The sequence below is a fragment of the Amycolatopsis sp. NPDC004747 genome, from assembly GCF_053601335.1.
Genome location: NZ_JBSGBQ010000010.1, coordinates 127,015 through 149,614, shown reverse-complemented (window position 1 = coordinate 149,614; position 22,600 = coordinate 127,015). Strand labels below are relative to the sequence as shown.

The 22,600-nt window shown below is 71.3% G+C and carries 20 protein-coding genes and 3 tRNA genes; 10 read left to right on the top strand and 13 right to left on the bottom strand.

Features of this window, described 5'->3' with window-relative positions:
* Positions 1-43 precede the first annotated feature (43 nt).
* Genes ispF through ACWEGE_RS18120 form a run of 3 tightly spaced genes read right to left on the bottom strand, consistent with a single transcriptional unit; the run spans position 44 to position 1,668 of the window.
* Positions 44-511, bottom strand: coding sequence for a 2-C-methyl-D-erythritol 2,4-cyclodiphosphate synthase (ispF, locus tag ACWEGE_RS18130; RefSeq protein WP_449661605.1), 468 nt, complete (start codon positions 509-511; stop codon positions 44-46).
* The gene (locus ACWEGE_RS18125) at positions 508-1,122 is read right to left on the bottom strand and encodes an IspD/TarI family cytidylyltransferase (protein WP_449661604.1); all 615 of its coding nucleotides are present in this window, start codon (positions 1,120-1,122) and stop codon (positions 508-510) included. The genes ispF and ACWEGE_RS18125 overlap by 4 nt, the downstream gene beginning before the upstream one ends.
* A 54-nt stretch (positions 1,123-1,176) precedes the next feature.
* Positions 1,177-1,668: a CarD family transcriptional regulator gene (locus tag ACWEGE_RS18120; RefSeq protein ID WP_004559016.1), complete on the bottom strand. Its 492-nt coding sequence runs from the start codon at positions 1,666-1,668 to the stop codon at positions 1,177-1,179.
* Between the two features lie 286 nt (positions 1,669-1,954).
* Between ACWEGE_RS18120 and ACWEGE_RS18115 the strand changes: the two genes are divergently transcribed.
* Positions 1,955-2,644, top strand: coding sequence for a hypothetical protein (locus tag ACWEGE_RS18115; RefSeq protein WP_449661603.1), 690 nt, complete (start codon positions 1,955-1,957; stop codon positions 2,642-2,644).
* A 39-nt stretch (positions 2,645-2,683) separates the two neighbouring features.
* Entirely contained in the window at positions 2,684-4,042 is a 1,359-nt protein-coding gene (radA, locus tag ACWEGE_RS18110; protein WP_449661602.1) for a DNA repair protein RadA, read from the top strand.
* On the opposite strand, the gene ACWEGE_RS18105 is transcribed toward radA, so the two are convergent.
* The gene (locus tag ACWEGE_RS18105) at positions 4,043-5,149 is read right to left on the bottom strand and encodes a CU044_5270 family protein (RefSeq protein WP_449661601.1); all 1,107 of its coding nucleotides are present in this window, start codon (positions 5,147-5,149) and stop codon (positions 4,043-4,045) included. It abuts the gene before it with no gap.
* Positions 5,142-5,735 carry an RNA polymerase sigma factor gene (locus tag ACWEGE_RS18100; RefSeq protein WP_449661600.1) on the bottom strand — a complete coding sequence of 198 codons (594 nt, stop codon included), beginning with the start codon at positions 5,733-5,735 and terminating at the stop codon, positions 5,142-5,144. The genes ACWEGE_RS18105 and ACWEGE_RS18100 overlap by 8 nt, the downstream gene beginning before the upstream one ends.
* A 199-nt stretch (positions 5,736-5,934) precedes the next feature.
* Here ACWEGE_RS18100 and ACWEGE_RS18095 point away from each other — a divergent pair, with 199 nt between their 5' ends.
* The gene (locus ACWEGE_RS18095; protein ID WP_449661599.1) at positions 5,935-6,528 is read left to right on the top strand and encodes a C39 family peptidase; all 594 of its coding nucleotides are present in this window, start codon (positions 5,935-5,937) and stop codon (positions 6,526-6,528) included.
* Here the strand turns inward: ACWEGE_RS18095 and ACWEGE_RS18090 are convergent.
* From ACWEGE_RS18090 to ACWEGE_RS18065, 6 genes are all read right to left on the bottom strand, one after another.
* On the bottom strand, positions 6,525-7,799 hold the full coding sequence (locus ACWEGE_RS18090; RefSeq protein WP_449661748.1) for an alpha/beta hydrolase family protein: 1,275 nt from the start codon (positions 7,797-7,799) through the stop codon (positions 6,525-6,527). The two genes, ACWEGE_RS18095 and ACWEGE_RS18090, sit on opposite strands and share 4 nt — an antisense overlap.
* 48 nt (positions 7,800-7,847) lie before the next feature.
* On the bottom strand, positions 7,848-8,414 hold the full coding sequence (locus ACWEGE_RS18085; RefSeq protein ID WP_449661598.1) for an ArsR/SmtB family transcription factor: 567 nt from the start codon (positions 8,412-8,414) through the stop codon (positions 7,848-7,850).
* A 108-nt stretch (positions 8,415-8,522) separates the two neighbouring features.
* Complete coding sequence (locus tag ACWEGE_RS18080; RefSeq protein ID WP_449661597.1) at positions 8,523-9,050, bottom strand: hypothetical protein; 528 nt, start codon at positions 9,048-9,050, stop codon at positions 8,523-8,525.
* 88 nt (positions 9,051-9,138) lie between these two features.
* Positions 9,139-11,670, bottom strand: coding sequence for a trehalose-phosphatase (gene otsB, locus ACWEGE_RS18075; RefSeq protein ID WP_449661596.1), 2,532 nt, complete (start codon positions 11,668-11,670; stop codon positions 9,139-9,141).
* Positions 11,671-11,704: 34 nt separating this feature from the next.
* Entirely contained in the window at positions 11,705-13,147 is a 1,443-nt protein-coding gene (locus ACWEGE_RS18070) for an alpha,alpha-trehalose-phosphate synthase (UDP-forming) (protein WP_176174413.1), read from the bottom strand.
* Positions 13,148-13,228: 81 nt separating this feature from the next.
* Complete coding sequence (locus ACWEGE_RS18065; RefSeq protein WP_449661595.1) at positions 13,229-14,728, bottom strand: threonine/serine ThrE exporter family protein; 1,500 nt, start codon at positions 14,726-14,728, stop codon at positions 13,229-13,231.
* A gap of 180 nt (positions 14,729-14,908) precedes the next feature.
* Between ACWEGE_RS18065 and ACWEGE_RS18060 the strand changes: the two genes are divergently transcribed.
* From ACWEGE_RS18060 to ACWEGE_RS18030, 7 genes are all read left to right on the top strand, one after another.
* Positions 14,909-14,981, top strand: a tRNA-Thr gene (locus ACWEGE_RS18060).
* Positions 14,982-15,277: 296 nt separating this feature from the next.
* Positions 15,278-15,838, top strand: coding sequence for a fascin domain-containing protein (locus ACWEGE_RS18055; protein ID WP_449661594.1), 561 nt, complete (start codon positions 15,278-15,280; stop codon positions 15,836-15,838).
* 246 nt (positions 15,839-16,084) lie between these two features.
* Positions 16,085-16,153 (top strand) — tRNA-Trp (locus tag ACWEGE_RS18050).
* A gap of 52 nt (positions 16,154-16,205) precedes the next feature.
* Positions 16,206-16,281, top strand: a tRNA-Arg gene (locus ACWEGE_RS18045).
* Between the two features lie 63 nt (positions 16,282-16,344).
* On the top strand, positions 16,345-17,211 hold the full coding sequence (locus tag ACWEGE_RS18040) for an alpha/beta fold hydrolase (protein WP_449661593.1): 867 nt from the start codon (positions 16,345-16,347) through the stop codon (positions 17,209-17,211).
* Positions 17,212-17,319: 108 nt separating this feature from the next.
* On the top strand, positions 17,320-18,717 hold the full coding sequence (locus ACWEGE_RS18035) for an MFS transporter (RefSeq protein ID WP_449661592.1): 1,398 nt from the start codon (positions 17,320-17,322) through the stop codon (positions 18,715-18,717).
* Between the two features lie 14 nt (positions 18,718-18,731).
* A complete protein-coding gene (locus tag ACWEGE_RS18030; RefSeq protein WP_449661591.1) occupies positions 18,732-19,355 on the top strand; it encodes a TetR family transcriptional regulator in 624 nt (207 codons plus the stop codon).
* Between the two features lie 6 nt (positions 19,356-19,361).
* Here the strand turns inward: ACWEGE_RS18030 and ACWEGE_RS18025 are convergent, their stop codons facing one another.
* Both ACWEGE_RS18025 and ACWEGE_RS18020 read right to left on the bottom strand, forming a co-directional pair.
* Positions 19,362-19,529: a hypothetical protein gene (locus tag ACWEGE_RS18025; RefSeq protein ID WP_449661590.1), complete on the bottom strand. Its 168-nt coding sequence runs from the start codon at positions 19,527-19,529 to the stop codon at positions 19,362-19,364.
* A gap of 324 nt (positions 19,530-19,853) precedes the next feature.
* Positions 19,854-22,052 carry an NB-ARC domain-containing protein gene (locus ACWEGE_RS18020; RefSeq protein ID WP_449661589.1) on the bottom strand — a complete coding sequence of 733 codons (2,199 nt, stop codon included), beginning with the start codon at positions 22,050-22,052 and terminating at the stop codon, positions 19,854-19,856.
* Between the last annotated feature and the right edge of the window lie 548 nt (positions 22,053-22,600).

Below are 22,600 nucleotides of genomic sequence, written 5' to 3'. Positions count from 1 at the left end.
TGAGGGGTGAGAGGTATCACGCCGAACCGGCGCTGCCGCGGCCCTATTCCGCCGCGAGCAGCAACGCCGTCGCGAAGGCCGCGATGCCCTCGCCGCGGCCCGTCAGGCCCAGGCCGTCCGATGTCGTCCCGGACACGCTCACCGGGCCGCCCACCGCCTCCGACAGCACCTTCTGCGCCTCGTCGCGCCGCTTGCCCACCCGCGGGGCGTTGCCCACGATCTGGACCGTGGCGTTGCCCACCCGCCAGCCCGCTGCCTCGATCAGGCCGCGGACCTCGGCCAGCATGTCCGCACCGTGCGCGCCGTCCATGCGGGGGTCGCCGGTGCCGAACACCGCGCCCAGGTCGCCCAGGCCCGCCGCCGACAGCAGGGCGTCGCACAGCGCGTGCGCCGCGACGTCGCCGTCGGAGTGGCCCGCGCAGCCGTCGGCGTCCGGCCAGAGCAGGCCCGCCATCCAGCACTCGCGGCCCGGTTCGACCGGGTGGACGTCCACGCCGTTGCCGATCCTCACAGCGTCTCCTCGTTCTTCGGTGCCGCCGCGATCGCCTCGGCCAGTGACAGTTCGAAATCGCTGGTGACGCGCATCGCGTCCGGGTGGCCGTCGACCGTTGCCGCGCCGGCGGGCGTGAGGTCCGGCCGGAAGGCCTCGACGGCGTAGCCCACGGGGGTCTGAAGGGTGCGCAGCCGTGAGCGGTCCTCGGTGCCGACGATCAGCGATGCGGCGTCGGTCACCTTCACCGTGTCGGCCATCGGCAGCACCGGTACCACGACCGGAGCGCCGTCACGGACCGCGCTGATCACGTCACGCACCGTTTGCGCAGGAATGAAGGCACGCAACGCGTCGTGGAGGAGTACAACTGAGTCACGGGGAAGTTCGGGCTCGACGGTGGCGAAGGCCTCCCGGAGCGAGCCGGGCACGACCCGGCAGGCGAGGTCGCGAACGGCCTCGGAAAACGGCAAAGCACACCGCTGGGGGGCCGCCACGAGCACCGAGGAGATCTCCGGTACGTCGAGCAGCCCCCGCACGGTGTGCGTGAGTAGCGCCTCACCATGGACCGGCGTGAGAGCTGACTCTCCGTCGGAGGCATGATGTGCGACGGTCACGATCGCGACGACGTTCATCGGTACGCGATCGTAGAGGCACCCACCCTCCCGCAGGGCGGGTACGCCTTGGGGTTAGACCGTCGCGGTTTCCAGAACTTCGTCGAGGAGGACCTCAGCCTTGTCCTCGTCGGTGCCCTCCGCGAGCGCGAGCTCGCTGACCAGAATTTGCCGCGCCTTCGCCAGCATGCGCTTCTCACCGGCTGAAAGTCCGCGGTCCTTCTCTCGCCGCCAGAGGTCGCGCACCACTTCGGCCACCTTGTTCACATCGCCGGAGGCGAGCTTCTCGAGGTTGGCCTTGTACCGACGAGACCAGTTGGTGGGCTCTTCGGTGTGCGGAGCACGCAGAACGTCGAAGACCTTGTCCAGTCCTTCTTGCCCGACGACATCGCGGACGCCGACGATTTCGGCGTTGTCTGCGGGCACGCGAACCGTGAGATCCCCTTGCGCGACCTTGAGGACGAGGTACTTCTTTTCCTCGCCCTTGATCACGCGGGTCTCGATGGCTTCGATGAGTGCGGCACCGTGGTGCGGGTAGACGACGGTCTCTCCGACCTTGAAAACCATGTGTCCTCTGCCCCTTTCGCTGACTCCATCCTAGCACGGGCCGCCAGTGCCCACCTAGCGGGCCGGACTCGTCCTCGCAGGTCAGCGGCCTGGCCGGGGGTTGACAAACGTCGGACCCCCGTGCTCACGCAGGTAGCGGGGAAGCGTTTCGTCACAGGCTGGGAATTCCTTTGTGGACGGTTGATCTTGGTCGCCGCGCCCCGGCAACGCACACCCGTTCCGCGGGGGAGATCGACCCCGGCTAGTCTTCGGGGCGACGAGGCCGTGAAAAGGGAAGGACTGCGACGTGAGGCTGCAGAATCGTCGCGTGCTCGGCGCGGGCGTGCTGGCGCTCGGTGCCGCGCTCGTGCTCGCCGGGTGCGGGGCCGGCCAGATCACCCAGACCGACACGCAGCAGCCCGCGGTCAACGGCACGCACGCCCAGGTCAAGACCATCGACCTGCGCAACGCCGCGGTCCAGTACCCGACGTCGGGCCCGGGCTACGCCGCCGGCTCGACCCCGGCGCTGACCCTGACGATCGTCAACCGGGGCGCGCAGGACGACTCGCTCGTCTCGGTGACCACCGAAGACGGCGGCAAGGCGACCATCGAGGGGTCCCGGACCATCGTCGCAATGCACTCGCTGGTGATCGGCCCGGACGACGCCGTCGAGTCCACGAACGAGGTGCAGTCCACGACCTCGGGCGCGCCGTCGTCGTCCAGCGCGCCGACGTCCAGCAGCACGCCGACCGGCAGTAGCTCGGCCTCCAACAGCCCGGGCAACCTCACCGCCACGGCCACCTCCGAGGTCCCGTCGTCCGGCCCGGCCGCGACGCCGACCGCGCCGGAGAAGGTCGGCCAGGCCACCGTGAAGCTGCCCGCGCTGAAGCAGCCGCTGTGGCCGGGTCAGGTCATCAAGGTCACCTTCGTCTTCCAGAACGCCGGACCGGTCACGGTCGAGCTGCCGGTCGCGGCGCCGGCGCACGCCAAGGAGTAGGTCCCCGGTTTTGTCGGTGGTCGCCGATAGCCTCGCGGGGTGAAGAAAGGGACCACCTACCGCTGCGGCAGCTGCGGGTACGAAGCGGCCAAGTGGCTGGGCCGGTGTCCGGAGTGCCAGGAATGGGGCTCCTTCGAGGAGCGCGGGGCGCCGGTCAAGCCGGCCATCCAGCGCGTCGCCGCCGGGGCGCCGAGCGCACCCGCTCGGCCGATCGGCGAGGTCGACGTCGAAGCCGCCCGCGCCCGCCGCACCGGCGTCCCGGAGCTCGACCGGGTGCTCGGCGGCGGCCTGGTGCCGGGTGCCGTGGTGCTGCTCGCGGGTGAGCCGGGGGTCGGCAAGTCGACACTGCTGCTCGAGGTCGCCTACCAGTGGGCGAAGACGGTCGACCGGTCCCTCTACGTCACCGGCGAGGAGTCCGCGGGCCAGGTCCGGTTGCGCGCCGAGCGAACGGGCAACGTCCACGACCGGATGTACTTGGCCGCCGAGAGCGACCTCTCGGCCATCCTCGGCCACGTCGACGACGTCAAGCCGGGCGTGCTGATCGTCGACTCGGTGCAGACCATGGCGTCCCCGCAGGTCGACGGCTCGCCCGGCGGCGTGACCCAGGTCCGCGCGGTGACGTCCGGGCTGGTCGCGCTGGCCAAGGAACGCGGGCTGCCGGTGGTGCTGGTGGGGCACGTCACGAAGGACGGCTCGGTGGCCGGCCCGCGCGTGCTGGAGCACCTGGTGGACGTCGTGCTGCAGTTCGAGGGCGACAAGCACTCGACACTGCGGATGGTCCGCGGCATCAAGAACCGGTTCGGCGCCGCCGACGAGATCGGCTGCTTCGAGCTGCAGGAAGAAGGCATCGTCGGGGTGCCGGACCCGTCGGGGCTGTTCATGAGCCGCACGGCCGAGCCGGTGTCCGGCACGGCGATCACGGTCTCGCTGGAGGGCAAGCGGCCGCTGCTGGGTGAGGTCCAGGCGCTGGTGTCGGCGACGGCGGCCCCGCAGCCGCGGCGCGCGGTCAGCGGCCTCGACTCCGCGCGGGTGGCGATGGTACTGGCGGTGCTGGAGAAGCGCGGCGGGCTGAAGCTCGGCGACAAGGACGTCTACGCGGCCACCGTCGGCGGCATGAAGATCACCGAACCGGGCATCGACCTGGCGCTGGTGCTGGCGCTGACGTCGAGCTTCGAAGACGTGGCCCTTTCGCCGCGGCTCGTTTCGGTGGGCGAGGTCGGGCTGGCCGGCGAGATCCGGCGCGTGCCGAGCGTGGGTCGCCGCCTGGCGGAGGCGGCCCGGCTCGGGTTCACCCACGCGCTGGTCCCGCCGGACTCGGGCAAGCCGCCCGCCGGGATCCGGGTGCTGGAGGTGGCGAACGTGGCGGACGCGCTCAACGCGGCCGGCCACGCGCGCTGATCACCCCGAGGTCTGCGTGATGGCGAAGGAGTACACCGTCACCGGCCCGGCGGGGTCCGGTTTCTGCCGGGTCGTGGTCTGCGGGGAGACCGGGGTGCTCCGCGGCGCCGGATAGCCGGTGGTCAGCGGCGGTTCGTTGGAGCGGGTGACCGCCGGGACGGGCTGGGCCGCCTCCCAGGCCAGCAGCTGAGCCGTCGACGGGTCGAGGTACAGCCGCTGGCCCGAGTCCTTGACACCGAGGACCATGGCGGACCGCCCGTCCGGGGTGTGGCCCGACGCCACGTACGCGGAGGGCACGCCGCCGAGGGCCTCGGCCAGTGCGAACCGGATGTCCTTGGGCGCCAGGCCCAGCTCCAGCACGCTGCGCACCATGGCGAGCGACTCGGTGGGGGTGTACACCCGGATGTTCCCGCCGGAGCCGGCGGTGTCGAACATCAGCCGTTTTCTCAGCGCGACCTGATCGTGGGCCAGCGAGGCGACGAAGGCGGCGTCGGGTTGCAGCCACTTCTGCTGGGACGGGCTCCAGTGCGGCTGGACCACGTCGGACCGCCCGTCGGCGGGGAACGCGCCGCCCTGGGCGAATTCGTCCTTGGGCGTCAAGTTCACCTGGACGTCCTTCTGCTGCGCCGGGCCGAGGCCCTGCACGACGCCCGTCCACCTCGTGCGCCGGTGCCAGGTACCGGTGGGGTCGGCGGGAATCCACAGCTCCACCTTCTGCTGGGCCCAGGCGGGCAGCCCGTAGACGACCTCCGGCACCCAAGTGAGCTTCTGCGCGTAGCGGAACTCGCCGGGCGTGAGCGGCCGGTCGAGGTCGGGGAGCGAGACGGCGGGCCGTGACGGCTCCGGTGCGTCCGGCGTCCACACGGCGGCGGCGACGCCCAGCCCGCCGACCAGGGTGACGACGGCCGCGGCCACGGCCAGCCACCGCCACGCCCCGGCCCGCCGCGGCTCGGCGGGCGGCGCCTCCTCGACACCGGCTGCGGCGAGCAGGGACGCGCGGGCGAAAGCCAGCCCCTCGTCCTCTTCTTCGACGTCGCCGTGCAGGTCCGTGAGCGCCGCGTCGAGTTCGGCTTCGGACCAGATCTTCCGGACGTTGTCTTCACGCAAGGTCCTGCACCTCCTCTTGGGCCGGGGCGTTCGTCCTGAGCCAGCGCCTGATCCGGTGCAACCGGGACCGGACGGTACCCGGCGGGATGCCGAGGGCTTCGGCGACCTCGGCCGGTTCCAGCCCGGCCCACGACACGAGCAGCAGCGTGTCGCGGTCGGCCGGGCTGAGCCGGGCCAGCGCGCCGGCCAGCTGCGCGGCCCGCACCTGGGCGTCGACTTGTTCGGCGACGCGGCCGTCGTGCCCCGCGTGGCTGGCTTCGCCGGTCCGGGCGAGCCGCGCGGTGGCCTGCAGCCCGCGCAGCTCGGACCGGACGTGGTGGCGCAGCAGGTTGGTGGCGATGCCGTAGAGCCACGACCGGGCGGTGCCCAGCTCGGGCCGGTAGGTCTCCCGCCGCCGCAGCGCGACCAGGAAGGTCTCGGCGACGAGGTCGTTCGCCGGTTCGACCCCGACGCGGCGGGCCAGGTACCGCCGCAGCTGGGCGGCGTGGGCGTCGAAGAGCTGCCCGAACGCCGGCCCGGGCTCGGGTCCGCCCAGGTCCGGGCGGTCGTGCCCCCAGAGCTCCGAGCCCTCGTGGATCACCTGCATGCCCCCAGTTGCCCGCAGTGCCCGCGAGCGTTCACGGCCGAACCGCGCCATGCCGGGCTTCGCCGCCCGGAACCCCCTCGAGAACCTACCTTCGTCGTGCGCCGTACGGGTGCGGGTGAGGGACAAGAGTCAGGTATTGCCGTGATCATCCCAAAGTGTGGCGCTGGCCAACCGGCGCCCGAACTGGGGAAGGATTGTCATGCGCAGATTCCGCCTGGGCTTCGTCACGCTCGTGGCCGCCATGGGACTCGTCGCCCTGCCCGCCGTGGCCCAAGCCACCACCGAAGCCGTTCTGAACATCCAGTACCAGGTCCAGGAAACCGGGTACTGGTGCGGGCCGGCCGCGACGCGGATCGCCATGTCCGCGCGCACGTCGAACCTGCCGAGCCAGGGCACCCTGGCCGCCCAGCTCGGCACCACCACCAACGGCACCGACTGGATCGGGCAGGTCACCGGCGTCCTGAACGCCGACCTCGGCACCTCCTGGTACGAGACCAAGGAGATGCCGAACGACCCGCCGACCCAGGCCCAGCGCGATCTGCTCTGGCGGGACATCGTGCTGGACATCGACAACGGCTACCCGATCGTCGCCAACATCGTCGCGCCCGCGAACAACCACCCGCCGGGCTACCCGAACTACACGATCTACCACTACTTCACCGTCATCGGCTACGACAGCTCCGACATGACGGTCAAGATCGCCGACCCGGCGAGCTTCGGCGGGAACCAGATCTACTGGCTGACCTTCAACCAGCTCGCGACGCTGATCCCGCCGAAGGGGTACTCCGCCTAGACGCCCAGCAGTCCCCAATAGACCGCCCACGGGACGAACACCACGCCGCCGGCGAGCAGGACGCCGAGCCGGGGGCCGCGGTGCCGCCACCACGCCACCGCCGTGCCGATGGTAGCGGCCACCGTGCCCAGCGACAGCAGTTGCAGCGCCGGCCACGGCAGCGGCCGGCCGGCGACGACCGGGCCCAGCCCCTTGCCCATGGTCGTCTGGATCACGACGTCGAGGACCAGGAACCCGAGCACGGCGAGCAGCCCGGTCGCCGACAGCCAGCGGGCCGCCCTGGCCGCGGGACCGCGCCGGACCAGCGGGTACCAGGCGAACGCCACCAGCAGGAACGCCGGCACCGCGAGCTGCAGCCAGGTCGACTCGTACCAGGCGAGCGGCGTCACGGCGTTGCTCGGCCGGTCCTGCGCCGGTGGTGCGTCGGCCGTCGACGCGCTCGGCGGGTTCTTCACCCAGCTGCCGACCAGTTCGAGGTAGCCGGGCGCGTACCCGGGCAGCTTGTCGAAGCCGTCCGTGGTCCGGCGCAGCTGGTGCTGCGCGTCCGGGAAGACCCGCAACGTCCGGTGCGCCACCGATTCCCGGAAGATCCGGACCGCTTCTCCCGGCGGGGTCAGGATGTCCTTCGCGCCCCAGATCCCGAGCACCGGCTGACGCAGGCTCCTCAGCACCGGCACGGGGTCGTAGTGCGCTTCCGGGAAGACCCCGCCGCCGGCGAGCTGGCGCAGCATCGTCGACGACGCCATCCGCACGAGCGAGCCGTCCATTCCCAGCCGCCGCAACTGGTTCTCGACCGCCCACGACTGCTGCTGCGCCGGCTCGACGCCGTTCGCGCCCAGTGTCACCACGAAAGCGACGTCCGACGAACGCGAGGCCGCCAGTGGCGCCACCCAGCCGCCTTCGCTCAACCCCCAGACGCCGACCCGCGCCGGATCGACGTCGGATCGCCTGCGCAGGGCGGAAACCGCGGCCAGCGCGTCGTCCGCGAGCGTCGAGTAGCTGCGTTCGAGCTGCGAATAGCCGTCGGTGCGCTTGTCGTAGATGAGCGTGGCGATGCCTTGCCGCGCAAAGGATTCGGCTTGGTCCCGGTAGTCGTCCCGGCTGTGCGCCCCCGAGCCGTGGACCATCACCAGACCCGGCAGCTTCGACCCGCCGGGTGGGGCGACGACGGTGCCGTGCAAGGTCACGCCGCCGTTTTGGAACGTCACTTCGTCGTTGGTCACGTCCGCGGCCGACGCCGGTGGCGCGAGCGCGGTGACCGCCAGGATCACCCCGGCCAGTAGAGCCCCTCTTCGCATGGAAATCCCCCTGGTGTCATGTCATTCCCCTGGATCCGGGAACGCGAGCCAGCGCACGAGCACGCGCCGCGCTTCCGGTGACCGGTCGTCCTCGCTCCGCCAGTACCGGCGGAACAGCTCCATGTAGTCGTCCCAGAACTGCTTGAGCTCCTCCGTGGTGAGCCACGTGCCGCCACGCGCGTGGAGCAGCGCGTCCGGCCAGTCGCCGGGCAGTTCTTCGCGCGCTTCCGCGAACCGGTTGAGCCGTTCGAGGTCGTCCTCGAACCCCTGCCGCTGCATGTCGTCGAACAGCACCCGGGATTCGGCGCTCTGCGAGCTGCGGCGCGGCCAGCGGATGTCCCGTGGCCGCGTCCGCCACCACCGTTCCTTGCCCCGCGCGAGCTCCGGGACGTCCTCGACGAACCCGAAGCGGGCCAGCTCCCGCAGGTGGTAGCTGGTCGCGCCGGTGTTCTCGCCCAGTGCCTTGGCGAGCTTCGTGGCCGTCGCCGGGCCCGCCGACAACACGCCGAGGATGCGGCGGCGCAGCGGGTGCGTGACGGCCTTGAGGGTGTCCGGATCGAGCTCTTCCGGTGGTGGAGCGCTGGTCATGGCTCCACCGTAGCCGTGCAAAGAAGATTGTGCAAAGAAATCTCTGCAACTCCGCGCGCACCGGTGCCCGAGCGGCCGTCCGGCGGAGCTTGCTTGTCTAAAGTGGACTCACCAGATCGGGTGGTCGCTGTACTTCCGCAGCGTCTGCACGGACGGCCGCACGTAGCACATCCCGGCCAGGAAACCCGTGGTCGCGAAGGCGAGCGTCGAGAACGTCGTCAGCAGGTCGGGTGCCTGCAGGTCCGGGGTGTCGCGCCACACCCGGAAGACGATCGGCACCGCGAAGGAGCCGAAGATCAGCACCAGCGTCAGGACGTACGCCCACAGCAGCGCACTGCGGGTCGCGCCGGCGCTGGCCACCACCAGGTAGTCGCCGCGGAGGCAGCGGCGGCACGTCAGCACCAGCACCGCGATCGCCAGCACGCCCAGCGGCGGCAGCACCGCGGCGGCCTTGCCGAGCAGCGTGTCGGGGAACGCGTGGCCGTGCACGACGCCCTGCAGGAACGTCGTCAGCCCGAACAGCAGCACCATCCCGGCGATCATCGAGCAGCCGACGACCACCGAGCCCCAGCGCACCCGGTCGGCGAAGCGGGCCGGCAGCGGCACGAACTCGACCTGTCCGAACGTCCCCTGCACCGGTCTCACCTCCAGCACGCACTGAAGGCCACCATAAGGGCACTCGGTGCCGTCATGGTGGCCTTCAGGGGCTTTCGGACCGAAAGGGCTAACTCGCCGCCAGCAAGTTGGCGCACCGGATGAGCCCGATGTGGGAATAGGCCTGCGGGTGGTTGCCCAGCGACCGTTCCGCGATCGGGTCGTACTGCTCCGGCAGCAGGCCGGTCGGGCCGGCCGCCGCGACGATCTGGTCGAACAGCTCCTGCGCCTCGGTGCGCCGCCCGGTGAGCAGGTACGCCTCGATCAGCCACGCCGCGCAGATGTGGAAGCCGCCTTCGCCGCCCGGCAGGCCGTCGTCGCGGCGGTAACGGTACACAGTGGACCCGCTGCGCAGCTCCGCCTCGATCGCGGTCACCGTCTGCTGGAAGCGCTCGTCGGCCGGGTCGATCAGCCCGGTGAGCCCGACGAACAGCGAGGCCGCGTCGAGGTCCGTGCCGTCGTAGGCCGTGGTGAAGGCCTGGACCTCGTCGTTCCAGCCGTGCGTGAGGACGTCGGTCTTGATCTCCTCGCGCAGGCCGTGCCAGTTGCCCGGGATCTCCCGGCCGTACTGCTCGCCCAGCTTGATCGCGCGGTCGATCGTCACCCAGCACATCACCCGGGAGTAGACCCGGTGGCGCGGCACGTGCCGCTCCTCCCAGATCCCGTGGTCCGGCTCGTTCCAGCGCCGCGTCACGGCTTCCGCCATCGCGCGGACCATCTGCCAGTCCTCGTCGCGCAGCTCGTGGCGTGCCGCCGCGAGCGTCTGCACGAGCTCGACGACCGGGCCGAAGACGTCCAGCTGCACCTGGTGGTTCGCCAGGTTGCCGACGCGAACCGGGCGCGAACCGGCATAACCGGGCAGCGACTCGATGACCGCTTCGGCGCCGATGACGCTGCCGGCGAGGGTGTACAGCGGGTGCAGCCGCTCCGGGCCGGCCAGCGTGGCGAGCACGCCGTGCAGCCACCGCAGGTAGCCTTCGGCTTCCTCGATCGAGCCCAGGTGCACGAGCTCCCGCACGGTCATCGCGGCGTCGCGGATCCAGCAGTAGCGGTAGTCCCAGTTGCGGACCCCGCCGATCTCCTCCGGCAGCGACGACGTCGCCGCCGCCAGGACGCCGCCGGTGTCGGTGTTGACCAGGCCGCGCAGCGTCAGCGCCGAGCGCAGCACCAGGTCGGTCTGCACGGTCGGGAGCTGCAGCTTCGACGTCCACTCGCTCCAGTAGCGGCCCGCGCGGTCCCGGCGTTCCACTTCGGACAGTTCGTGCGGGCCGAGGTCCGTGGTGCCGCAGCGCAGCTCCAGCACGACCGGCTGGGTCGGCGTCGGCTGCACCAGCGCGGACGCGGTGTCGTGCAGGCCGTCGGAGGTGATGGTCCACTCGACGCCCGGCGAGTACAGCACGAACGGCTCCGACGTGCCGAGCACCCGCACGCCGTTTTCGACGATCTCCAGCTTCACCGGCACGCCGCCGAACTCCGGCCGCGGCGCGAACTTGACGCTCGCCGCCGCCTCGCCCGAGATCACCCGCACCAGGTCCGTGCGGTGCGGCGCGCTTTCCGGCTCGAGGTAGTCGGTGACGAGCAGGCGCGACCAGCGCGTTTCGACCGTCATCGTGTTCGGCAGGTAGCGCTGGCCGAGCGGGAGGCCGTTGCGGTGCGGCTTGATGGAGAAGTGGCCGGCACCCTCGCCGCCGAGCAGGTCGGCGAACACCGCGGGCGCGTCCGGCCCGGGGTGGCACAGCCAGGTCAGCTTGGCGTCCGGCGTCAGCAGCGCGACCGAGCGTTCGTTCGCCAGCAGCGACAGGCGTTCGATCGGCGGGGCCGACTCGCCGTAGAGCCAGTTGCGGCGCTCCTCGAGGAGGAAGCCGAGTACCAGGGCGACGTCCACGGTGTCGGGCACCCGGAACGCGGCGAGCGTCTCGCCATCGCCGACCTTGATGCCCAGGTCGGGGCCGGACAGCCGGGCGAAGGCCTTCTCGTCGGTGACGTCGTCGCCGAGGAAGATCGCCGCCGTGGCGCCCACCTGGTGGCGCAGGATGTCCAGTGCGCGGCCTTTGTCCGTTTGGACGACCGCCAGCTCGACCACCTCCTTGCCGTCGGTGGTCGAGACGCCTTCCCACGTCGACGGCCCGGAGTGGACGGCCGCGAGCACCCGGCGGCCCGCTTCGTGCTCGGCTCGGCGGACGTGCACCGCGATGCTCGCCGGCTTGACCTCCAGCGACACGCCCGGGACGTCCAGCACGAGTTGTTCGAGCTCGGACTCCAGCCGCCGGTGCAGCTGCCGCGCCTGCTCGTCGAGGGCGTGGATGAAGCCGATGTCGAACTCCGAGCCGTGGCTGCCGACGAGGTTCACCTCGGCCGGCAGCCGCGAGAGCGTGGCCAGGTCGCGGAGCGCCCGGCCGGAGATGACCGCCGTGGTGGTCTCGTGCAGACCGGCGAGCGATCTGAGGGCCCCGACGGACTCCGGCAACGGGCGTGCCTCGTCGGGGTTGAGGGTGATGGGTGCCAGCGTGCCGTCATAGTCGCAAGCGACCAGCAGGCGCGGCGTGCGAGCGATCTGGACGATCGCGCGCCGCAGCTCGGCGGGCAGGGCCTCGGCAGTCAACACTCCTCCTCAGGAGCTCGTGCGGGTCGTTCGGTTAATCGACCGCTTCAGCACCCAAGGCCTGTAGGAATGAGCGCGCCCAACGATCGACATCGTGCGTGAGGACCTGGCGACGCATGGCGCGCATCCGGCGACGGCCCTCTGCCGGGTCGAGGGTAATGGCAGCCACTAGTGCGTCCTTCACCCCGTCCAGGTCGTGGGGGTTCACGAGGAATGCGCTAGAGAGCTCCGCGGCCGCGCCCGCGAACTCGGAAAGCACCAGCGCTCCGCCCAGATCGTGCCGCGCGGCGACGTACTCCTTGCAGACCAGGTTCATGCCGTCGCGCAGCGGGGTCACCACCATGACATCGGCAGCGGAGAAGAAGCCGGCCAGTTCGGTGCGGTCCACGGACTGGTGCAAATAGTGCACGACCGGGTGGCCCACCCGGGCGAACTCGCCGTTGATCCGCCCGACCATCTGCTCGATCTCGCCGCGCATCCGCTGGTAGTGCTCGACGCGCTCGCGGCTCGGGGTGGCGAGCTGGACGAACGTGACGTCGTCCGGCTGCAGCCTGCCCTCGTGCAGCAGCTCGTGCAGCGCCTGCAGCCGCAGGTCGATGCCCTTGGTGTAGTCGAGCCGGTCGACCCCGAGCAGGACGGTCTTGGGGTTGCCGAGGTCGCGCCGCAGCTGGGCGGCGCGCTCCTGGACGCCCTTGGTGCGGGCGAGGGAGTCGAGGCCGGCGGCGTCGATGGAGATGGGGAACGCGCCCACCCGCACGGTCCGGTCGCCGACCTGCATGGTGCCCGGCCGCGACCGGACGCCGACCGCACCGCGCGTCGACTCGAGGCCGATCAGCTGGCGGCACAGCCAGAGGAAGTTCTGCGCCCCGCCGGGGCGGTGGAAGCCGACCAGGTCGGCGCCGGTCAGGCCGCGGATGATCGCGGCGCGCCACGGCATCTGCATGAACAGCTCGACCGGCGGGAACGGGATGTGCAGGAAGAAGCCGATGCGCAGGTCCGGTCTGAGCTCGCGCAGCATGGCCGGCACCAGCTGCAGCTGGTAGTCCTGGATCCACACGGTCGCGCCCTGGGCGGCGACCTCGGCGCTGGCCTGGGCGAACCGGCGGTTCACCTTGACGTAGCTGTTCCACCACGCGCGGTCGAACACCGGGCGCTCGACGACGTCGTGGTAGAGCGGCCAGAGCGTCGCGTTGGAGAAACCTTCGTAGTAGTCGCGGACTTCGTCGGCGCTCAACGAAACCGGGTGCAGCACGAGCCCGTCGTCGTCGAACTCCTCGACGTCGACGTCGGGCACGCCGGGCCAGCCGACCCAGGCGCCCTTCCTCGACCGCAGGAACGGCTCCAGCGCCGACACCAGCCCGCCGGGGCTGGCCGTCCACCGGCGTTCGCCCTCGGAGGTGCGTTCGAGGTCCACCGGTAGCCGGTTCGCCACCACGACGAAATCGGCCTGGTTCCCGTTCTCCTTCTGGTCACTCACGTCGCCTGCTCCTCGCGTCTGGGTCGCGGCCCCAGAGTGAAACCCTATCGCGTGAGCGATGAACATTCGGTGACCGCGGTGTTACTCCAAGCTCCGTTCGGTCGGTTCGAGCGGACCAGCCATCCGTGGTCCGGCGAACCGCCGCTCGAGCCGGCCCAGTCCGGTACGCACCGGCTGGGCCAGCCATTCCCCGAGTACCACGCCCGCTGCCAGGGCAAGCCCGATTGCGACGGCCGTCATGAGCGTGGAGATGTTGCCGCTGGGCTCGACGCCGATCTGATACAGACCACGGTAGGTCGACAGGCCGGGAAGCAGCGGAGTGATCCCGGACACGGCGACCACCAGTGGAGTAACGCCGAGCCGCCGCGCGAGCACGCCACCGCAGAACCCGACCAGCGTCGCGGCCACCGCGGACGAGCTGACGCCGTCCAGCTTGGCCAGCGTGAGGGAGCCGTAGACGGCGGCGCCGATCCCGCCCGCGGCCGCGGCGACCAGCATGGCGCGCATCTTGGAGTAGCTCGCGAGCGCGAAGCAGGCGGCGGCGCCGGCCCCGCCGAGCACGACGAGCGGCAGCTGCTGCGGCGTCGACCCGGGCACCTCGGGCAGCGGCGTGCGCGGCAGGCCGAGCATGACGGCGATCCGCAGGGCGAGCACGACACCGGCGATCAGGCCCGCGGACATCAGCGCGGTCTCCATGGTGCGGCCGGCGGCGGTGACGTTGTAGCCGGTGATGGCGTCCTGCACGGCCGAGACGGTGGACAGCCCGGACAGCAGCACGGTGACCGCGGCCGCGACGACCAGCGTCGGCTTGTCGGTGGTGAGGACGTTGCTGCTGACGATGACCATGGCCGACAGCGTCGCGACCAGGCCGCCGACCACCTGCTGGAAGAAGAACGGCAGCCCGTAGCGGTTCACCACCCGCCCGACCCGGTCGATGACCCCGCTGATGACGAAGGCGACGAGCGCGATGTCGAACCCGCCGCCGAGCAGGATGGTGACGAACGCGGCGACCCCGCCCCAGGACAGCGTCGCGACCCAGCGCGGGTACGGGTGCGGCGCGGAGGTGATCCGCTCCAGCTCGGTCTGCGCCTGCTCGGCGCCCATGTGCCCGCGCACGATCCGGCGGACGAGCTTCTCGGTCTCGGTCAGCCGCGTGTAGTCGAGGCTGCGGCTCCGCACGACGCGCAGCGCGGTGATGGGCGTCAGGTCGGTGCCGCGGTGGCAGGTGACGGTGATCGACGTGAAGATGACGTCGACCTCGCAGTGCGGCAGCCCGAGCGCCCCGGCGATGGCGATGATCGTGGCGGTGACGTCGGAGGCGCCGGCGCCGCTGGCCATCTGGACCTCGCCGATGCGCAGGGAGAGGTCGAGCACGAAGTTGACGGTGGCTTCGTCGGGCAGCTGCGGGCCCATGGCCTCATCGGCGTCAACGGCGGGCAGCTCACCGGTGGGCGCTTCGAGAACGTGCCACGGCCGCCGCTTGAGCAGGTTGGGGCGGTGGACCCGGGGTCGTTGCGCGGGGGGTTCGAGCAGCGGCCATCTGGTCGCCTGGCCCCCGTTGGTGCGCTCGCTGATCTTCATGATCCATCCACCTCCTCGCTCGTTCCTCGAAGACCATCGACGGCCACCCACCGACCGTTGCACGGATCATGGAGTGGCGTCCACCACGTCGCTCCATAGTGGCCTGGACCTGCTGATCTTGCCTCCCCAGCCGATCATGGGAGGCGGCTCGGTACACTGTGAGCGGCGTCTTGGCGCCAGGCCGCTATAGCTCAGCTGGTAGAGCATCTGTCTTGTAAACAGAAGGTCAGGGGTTCGAGCCCCCTTGGCGGCTCAGCTCCGACCAGGGGTCTCCGTTCTTCGGAACTCCCTGGTCGTCTTCCGTCTCGGTTCCCGTCTCATCCGGCGGTCTTGACGACGGCCTTCGATAGCCGCTATTTCCGCTTTCTCCCTGTGGAGGGCCGGACTGCGATGCGGTGCCGGCTCCGAAGTGGTGCCGCGGCGATCCCGCCGGGGGCGAGCGGCAATCTTGCCGGTGGCGACCGCGGTTTCCGCAGGTGAGCCGCGGTCGGCTTCGAACCGGTTCCCGCCTCTAACGTCGGAGTCTCCTGGACGACCGAGGGGGACCGGATGGGAAAGCCGACCAAATTCGCTCTGGCCACTGTGGTGCTCACGCTGACCACGGCTGTCACGGGGGTGTCCGCCGCGTCCGCGGTGCCGTTCGCCGCTCCGTGGCACACGGATCCGGGGCGCCCGAACTGCCGGACCGTGTACCTGCGGTCCAACGCCAGCTACTACTGGGTGGCCGCCGAGCTCGGTGGGGGTGATCGGCGGCTGCGGGCCCGGAGCAGCAACCGCGACCTGTGGGAGGCCTTCCTCCTGCGCGGCCAGGGTTACGACTACACCCTTTACAACCTCGTGGAGCGGAAGTACGTCTCCGCCGACATCGGCGGCGACGGGACCCTGTACGCGCGGGCCGCCGTGCGGGACACCTGGGAGCAGTTCCGCATCTTCACCTACCACGACGTCGACAGCCAGACCGCCGACGTCAACATCACCTCCGCGGTGAACGGGCGCTACGTCTCGGCCGACATCGGGGGCGACGGCACGCTGCGGGCGCGGGCGACCGTTCCCGACCTGTGGGAGGGGTTTCAGATCCGGCTCCTGGAAGAGAAGCCCTACGACTGCTGAATTCCGGTAAATGCGTTGACCGGACGCGGTATGTGCGCAATAGTGGGTCCACACGAAACAAACCTTGGGAGTGGTCATGACGCGCAGGTGGACGCGAGAGGTACGGCACGCCGCCGTGGCCGCTCACCTGCGGTGGCAGCACCTTCCGGGCTTTCGGACCTGACGTAGTCCTCGTCAAGGCACGAAAGCCGCCCATCGGGAAACCGATTCGGGCGGCTTTCTTCTTTCGCGTGCTCGCAATTCCCGATCGGCGTGCTTCGGAAGCGGCGCGGTCTCCAAAACCGCGACCCGAGGGTTCGACTCCTTCCGCCGGTGCCGTTTTTCCCTGCGCTCGTCTCGGCCGCGACAATGCGGGCGACGCGGGTGCGCCCCCGTGGCTCAGTGGACAGAGCGGCGGCTTCCGGAGCCGCAGGTCGCAGGTTCGACTCCTGCCGGGGGCTCCAGAGCGGTCAAAACTGTCGGTGCCCCGGTCTAGCCTCCGCAGGAGACCCGACCGGGGAGGAACCATGGTCACCACGCACACACTGGAAACACCGGAAGCCGACATCGTCTACGACGTCCACGGCCCGGCGCCCGCCGAGAGCCCGCGGCCACCACTGCTCATGATCGGGCAGCCGATGACCGCCGAGGGGTTCGGTTCGCTGTCGGGGCACTTCGCCGACCGGACCGTCGTCACCTACGACCCGCGCGGGCTCGGGCGCAGCGTCCGCAAGGACGGGCGCGAGGACCACGTGCCGTCCGTGCAGGCGGAGGACATCCACGCCGTCATCCAGGCGCTGGGCGCCGGTCCCGTCGAGGTGTTCGGGAGCAGCGGCGGGGCGGTCGCCGGGTTTGCGCTGGTCACCGCGCACCCGGCGGACGTGAGCACGTTCGTGGCCCACGAGCCGCCGCTCCTCGGGGCGTTGCCGGACGCCGCCGCGGCCGAGCGCGCCAGCCAAGCGATGCGGGATGCCTACCAGGCCAAGGGCTTCGGTGCCGGGATGGCGGCGTTCATCGCGCTGACGTCGTGGCAGGGCGAGTTCACCGACGCCTACTTCGCGCTCCCGCCGGCGGACCCGGCGCAGTTCGGGCTGCCCACCGAAGACGACGGCCGCCGCGACGACCCGTTGCTGACCGACCGCTCCCTCGGCGTGTCCGCCTACCGGCTCGACGTCGAAGCACTGGCGGCGGCGCCGACGCGGATCGTGGTCGCCGTCGGCGAGGAGTCGCGGGAGGTGTTCACCGGCCGCGCCGCGATCGGCACGGCCGCGCTGCTCGGCCAGGCGGCAACGGTGTTCCCGAGCCACCACGGCGGTTTCCTCGGTGGCGAGTTCGGCTATGCCGGCCAGCCGGAGGCGTTCGCCAAGAAGCTGCGGGAGGTGCTCGAAGGCTGACCGACACCTCTCCAACGCCCACCGGACTGAATCAAACGTTTAGTTGACAGAGTCTTCCGGCTGGTTGACGATGGCTGCGTCACAGTCGTCGCCGAGGAGGGGTCCGTCGTGGGGAAACACGCGCTCAGGTGGTGGGCACTGGCGGTCGCCGTGCTCGCGGTGCTGGTGGACATGATCGACAACCAGATCGTCGCGGTGGCGCTGCCGTCCATCCGGCGGGAGCTCGGCACCGGCGACTCCGCGCTGCAGTGGATCTCGGCCGGGTACTCGCTGGGCTTCGCGCTCACGCTGATCACCGGCGGGCGGCTGGGCGACCGCCACGGGCCGAAGAAGCTGTTCGTGGCGGGCATGCTCGTGTTCACGGCCGCTTCGCTCGCCGCCGGGTTCGCCGGGCAGGTCGGCGTGCTGATCGCCGCGCGCGTGGTGCAGGGCGTCGGATCCGGGCTGATGGTGCCGCAGGTGCTCTCGTTCGTCCACGCCGAGTTCGACGAGCGCGAGCGGCCGAAGGCGATGGCCTGGTACGCCGCCGCATTCCCGGTCGGCGGGCTCGCCGGGCCGCTGCTGGGCGGCGCCTTGACCGAGGCGGACCTGTTCGGCACCGGCTGGCGGGCGATCTTCCTGGTGAACCTGCCCGTCGGCGTGCTCGCGCTGGCCGGTGCCCTGGTCACCATGCCGGGCCGGCCGGGGTTCGCCCGGCACCGCATGGACCCCGTCGGACTGGCGCTGCTGACCGCCGCGCTGTTCGCGGTGTTCTACCCGCTGGTGCAGGGGCGCGAGCTCGGCTGGCCGTCCTGGTCGATCGTGCTGCTCGCGGCCGCGGTTCCGCTCTTCGGCGGGTTCGCGTGGCACCAGCGGCGCCAGTTCCGCCGCGGCGGGGAGCCGCTGCTCCCGCCGGACCTGCTCCGGCAGGTCGCCGGCAGCCAGGCCGTCCTGCTCTGCGTCGGTACCGGGGTCGGCGTCTTCTTCGTGCTGACCCTGCACCTGCAGCTCGGACTTGGCTTCACGCCGTGGGAAGCGGCTTTGACGTTCGCGCCGTCGACGCTCGGCATCGTCGCGGGCAACGTCCTGGCCATGCGCCTGGCCCCGAAGCACGGGCGGGCGGTCACCGCGGGCGGGGTCGCCGTGTTGCCGGCCGGGCTGGTGCTGCTCGCGGTCCTGGTGTGGCAATTGGACTCCGCGTTGAGCGGGTGGGCCCTGCTGGTACCCGTGATCGCCGTCGGGCTCGGCATGGGCGCGGTGCTGAACTCGCTGTTCGCCGCCTCGATGGCGGGGATCCGGCCCGAGCAGGCCGGTGCGGCCTCCGGCATCGTGAACACCACCGGCCAGCTCGGCACGGCGACCGGGATCGCGTTGTTCGGCACGGTTTTCTTCACCCGGTTGGACAGTGGCTCCGCCGCCGCGACCACGAGCGCGCTCGTGGTCGGCGCCGGGATCCTCGCGCTGGCCCTCGTCCTGGCCGTGGCGCTGCCTCAACCGTCTGTTCGACAGAGTCAAGCGATTGGTTGACGTATAGTCTCGGCGTGACCGCGTCGAAGCCCCGTCGTTCGCCGAAGCCCCAGGAGCGCCAACGGGATCCGGAGCGCACCCGCCGGCTGATCCTGGAAGCGGCGGCCGCGGAGTTCGCGGCGAAGGGCTACGCCGGGGCGCGCATCGCGGCGATCGCCGCCCGGGCCGGAGTGAACCAGCAGCTGATCTCGTACTACTTCGACGGCAAAGAAGGCCTGTACCGCGCGATGTCGGACGGCTGGGGCGAGCGGCAGAGCGAGCTGATGGCGCCGGACCTCCCGCTGTCCGAACAGGTGCGGCGGATGGCGCTCGAGTCCCTCGCCGGCCGCGACGGCGTCCGGTTGCTGGCGTGGTCGGGCCTGGAGTACGACGGTCCGGACACCGACCCGGACCACGGGCCCCGCGCGCAGCGCCTGGCGGGGACGGTGGAGCGGATCGGCGCGCTCCGGGCCGCGGGCCGCCTGCCGGACTGGGTCGACCCGGAGTGCCTGACGGTGCTGCTGATGGCGGCGGCGATGGCTCCGGTGTCGCTGCCGCACGTGGTGGCCGGGCTGACCGGGACCGACGGCGATTCGCCCGAGTTCGTCCGGCGGTACGCCGACCAGCTGGCCAGGCTGGTCGAGCACCTGGGGGCGTGACGGCCCTCAGTGCGTGACGGGTTCCGCGGTGGCCGTGGGCACGACGACCGGGCCGGACCCGGGCGTGCTCGCCGGCTCGGCGGGGCCGGCCAGCGCCAGGCCGGCGACCAGCGCGAGCACGACGACGAACAGCGCCGTGCGGACGAGTGCGGAAACGGAACAGACGACCATCATGGCAGGCTCCTCGGAATTTCCCGGTCAGGGCGGATCTCGAAATTCTCTCTGCCTCAATGGTGCCCGCCCGGGGTGCGGCGTGGAAGCCGTTTCCTGTTGCCTGCCAACGATTCTGCCGAGAAACGCCAGCCGGCGGCGCTGACCGCCCGCCGGTTCCCGGACTGCGGAATTCAATGCGTTGTCATGACGACCTCACCCCGGTTTCGGCTTCCCTGGCGTTGATCGCCGACACGGCGCCCATCGCTACCGCGATGGGCGCCGTGGCCGGTTAGTGTCCTGTTTTTGACCTGTTTGCCGGGGACAACGGGCACAAAAGGGTGCGGCTCACTCCGCGAAGGCCGGCCGGTTCCGGTACCCGGCCTCGCCGAGGACGGCCGGGTTGAGCGTGACCCGGTACGCGGCGGCCTCCGCCCACCAGCGTTCCGCCTCGGGCCGGTCCCCGCGCGCGGCGGCTGTGTTTCCCAGGCCCGTCAACGCCCTGGCCCGCTCGTACTCACTCCCCGCGTCGTCGGCCACCTCGGCCGCCCGGCGGTAGCCGTGCTCGGCCTCCTCCCACCGGCCGGCGCGGAAGTGGACCCAGGCCTCGCAGTTGACCGACATCGCCCGGTCCACCGGCAGCTGGGCGAGCTCGGTCGCCTCCCGCGCGGCGGCCAGTGCCGCGGGCAACCGGTCCAGGGCCACCGAAGCGAGCGCGATGCCGCGCAGCGCGATCACCACGTTCCGGGTGCGGCCCGTCCGGCGGTAGACGGCCAGCACCGTGGTCAGGTCGGCCAGGGCCGGCTGGGCCTCGCCGCGGTACAGGCGGGCCCACGCCAGGCTGGACAGCGCGTCGATCGTGCCTCGGTCGTCCCTCGCCAGCGCGAACTCGGCCTGGGCCTGCTGGTGGAAGCGGACCGCGTCGTCCGGGCGGCCCGCCTCGATGCAGGCCATGCCCAGGTTGTTGAGGATCATCCCGGTCGCGCTCGGGTCGTCGGCCGCCCGCGCCGCTTCGAGCGCGCGTTCGTGCGTCCGGATCCACGGCTCGAACAGCTTCTCGCGGAAGAAGAACGCGCGGAGCACGAACGCGAGCTGCCAGCAGCGGTCGGGCAACCCGTGGCCGGCCGCGGAATCGACGATGTCCGCGAGCGTCGGCCACTGCGCACCCAGCCAGGCGAGGGCACTCTCGGCGTCCGAAAAGGGCACGCCGGCCGGTGCCGGCAGGCCGGTGGGCGGGCGGAACCGGTGGGGCTCGGCGAGCTCGTCGGCCGCCACGCTCAGCGCGAGGAAGTGTTCGACCAGCCGGCGCACGGCGACTTCGCGGTCGTCCGGGGCCAGCTGGGGCAGCGCGTGCCTGGCCGCGAAGGTGCGCATCAGGTCGTGGAGCTCGACGTACCCGCGTTCGTCGCGGACGACCAGGTGCGCGTCGTGCAGCCGGTCCACCAGCCGGTCCGTTTCGCCCGCGTCGAGCCCGGTCAGCGCTTCCACCGCGCCGGTTTCCGCGGCGGCCGCGGGGTGCAGGGCGAGCAAGCCCAGCAACCGCCGCTGGTCGCCCGGCAGCGCGTCGTAGGAGACGGCGAACGCGGTGGCGACGCTCCGCTCGCCGTCTTCCAGCGCGCCGAGCCGGGTGGTCTCGTCGGCCAGGCGGTCGCGCAGCTTCGCCGCCGTCCAGCCGCCGGCGATGAACCGGGCGGCCACGATCCGCACCGCGAGCGGCAGCTGCCCGCAGTGCCGGACGATCTCGGTCGCCACCTCGTCGTCGGCCGGTGCGTGGTCGCCGGCGACCGACCGCAGCAGCCGCACGGCGTCGTCGAGCGGCAGCACGCCGACCGGGAAGTGCCAGGCGTCGTCGAGCGCGGGCAGCCGGCCCCGGCTGGTGACCAGGATCCGCGACGCCGTTTCGCCGTCGGTGATGGCCCGGATCTGTTCGGCGGACCGGACGTTGTCGAGCACGAGGATCATCCGCCGCCCGCGCAGCTGGTCGCGGACGAGGTTGGCCAGGCCGTCCTCGTCGGCGGGGAGCTGATCGGCCGAGACGTCCAGCAGCCGCAGCAGCCGGTGCAGGGCCTCGCCGGGCGAAAGCTCGGCCGCCCCGGGGGTGTGGCCACGGAGGTCGAAGAAGAGGCAGCCGTCCGGGAAACCGTCCGCGACCTGCCGGGCGGCGGCGACGGCCAGCGCCGTCTTGCCGGCTCCCGCCATCCCGTGCACCACGCCGACCCGGCCGTCGTCGGGGCCGAGGAGCAGCGCGGAAAGCGCTTCGAGTTCGGTTTCGCGGCCGACGAAGTACCGGCCGCCGTCGGGCAGCCCGACGATGCCGCCGGCGCTGCGGCGCGCGGGGAATGCCGATTCCGCGGCCAGTGCGAGCAGTTCTCCGCCGGCACCCAGCGCCAGGTCGCAGGCCTTGGCGAGGTCCCGGTTCACGCGGGCCTTGCCGTTCTCCACCTTGCTCAGGTAACCCTTGGTGAAATGGACGGACGCAGCGAGTCCGGTCAGTGACATGCCGACCGACATCCGTCGACGCTTCAATTCCGCTCCAAAGTCCGGCATGGTTCGATCATCCTGTAATCGGCGAACGGGGGGAAGGTCCGCCGGCGGCCCGGGCCCGCCGGCAGTACTGGTCAGCCCAGCAGGGAGACCAGCTGGCCGAGCACGATCACGAGGTGCGTGTGCATGGCGTTCCCCTTTCCGGATCGCCGCCACCGTCGGTTTCTCCCGCGGTGACTTCCTTGGTCGCCGAAGGATTTCGGCGACCTCAGCTTGACCCGTGGGAATTGCCCGGCAACAGGCGTTTCCCGTTGCCTCCGCCGAGAAATCGGTGACCTGCGCGGTTTCCCGCATCCGGAAACACCCGGGGAAACGCGTGGGGTACTCACGGACCGAGTAGACTCCCGGCCAACCACCGAGACGGAGGTGACGGCTTGGCTCAGGAGGCGGCCGAAGCGAAGATCAACGCTCTCTCAGCGGAGCTGAAACTGCTTCGCAAGGGGCTCGGCATCCAAGCGAAGACCCTGCCTGGGCTCGTCGGGGAACAGTTGCGCGAAGTGTGCGGTGTCCACGAGGAGGACAATCCGGGAACGGTTCGCGGCAAGGTGGTC

What these genes read in the sequence shown, in the direction of transcription:
- ACWEGE_RS18125 (WP_449661604.1), bottom strand. Translation starts at nt 1,122, where the DNA reads ATGAACGTCGTCGCGATCGTGACCGTCGCACATCATGCCTCCGACGGA.
- ACWEGE_RS18120 (WP_004559016.1), bottom strand. Translation starts at nt 1,668, where the DNA reads ATGGTTTTCAAGGTCGGAGAGACCGTCGTCTACCCGCACCACGGTGCC.
- ACWEGE_RS18100 (WP_449661600.1), bottom strand. Translation starts at nt 5,735, where the DNA reads ATGCAGGTGATCCACGAGGGCTCGGAGCTCTGGGGGCACGACCGCCCG.
- ACWEGE_RS18095 (WP_449661599.1), top strand. Translation starts at nt 5,935, where the DNA reads ATGCGCAGATTCCGCCTGGGCTTCGTCACGCTCGTGGCCGCCATGGGA.
- ACWEGE_RS18085 (WP_449661598.1), bottom strand. Translation starts at nt 8,414, where the DNA reads ATGACCAGCGCTCCACCACCGGAAGAGCTCGATCCGGACACCCTCAAG.
- ACWEGE_RS18065 (WP_449661595.1), bottom strand. Translation starts at nt 14,728, where the DNA reads ATGAAGATCAGCGAGCGCACCAACGGGGGCCAGGCGACCAGATGGCCG.
- ACWEGE_RS18055 (WP_449661594.1), top strand. Translation starts at nt 15,278, where the DNA reads ATGGGAAAGCCGACCAAATTCGCTCTGGCCACTGTGGTGCTCACGCTG.
- ACWEGE_RS18040 (WP_449661593.1), top strand. Translation starts at nt 16,345, where the DNA reads ATGGTCACCACGCACACACTGGAAACACCGGAAGCCGACATCGTCTAC.
- ACWEGE_RS18025 (WP_449661590.1), bottom strand. Translation starts at nt 19,529, where the DNA reads ATGATGGTCGTCTGTTCCGTTTCCGCACTCGTCCGCACGGCGCTGTTC.
- ACWEGE_RS18020 (WP_449661589.1), bottom strand. Translation starts at nt 22,052, where the DNA reads ATGCCGGACTTTGGAGCGGAATTGAAGCGTCGACGGATGTCGGTCGGC.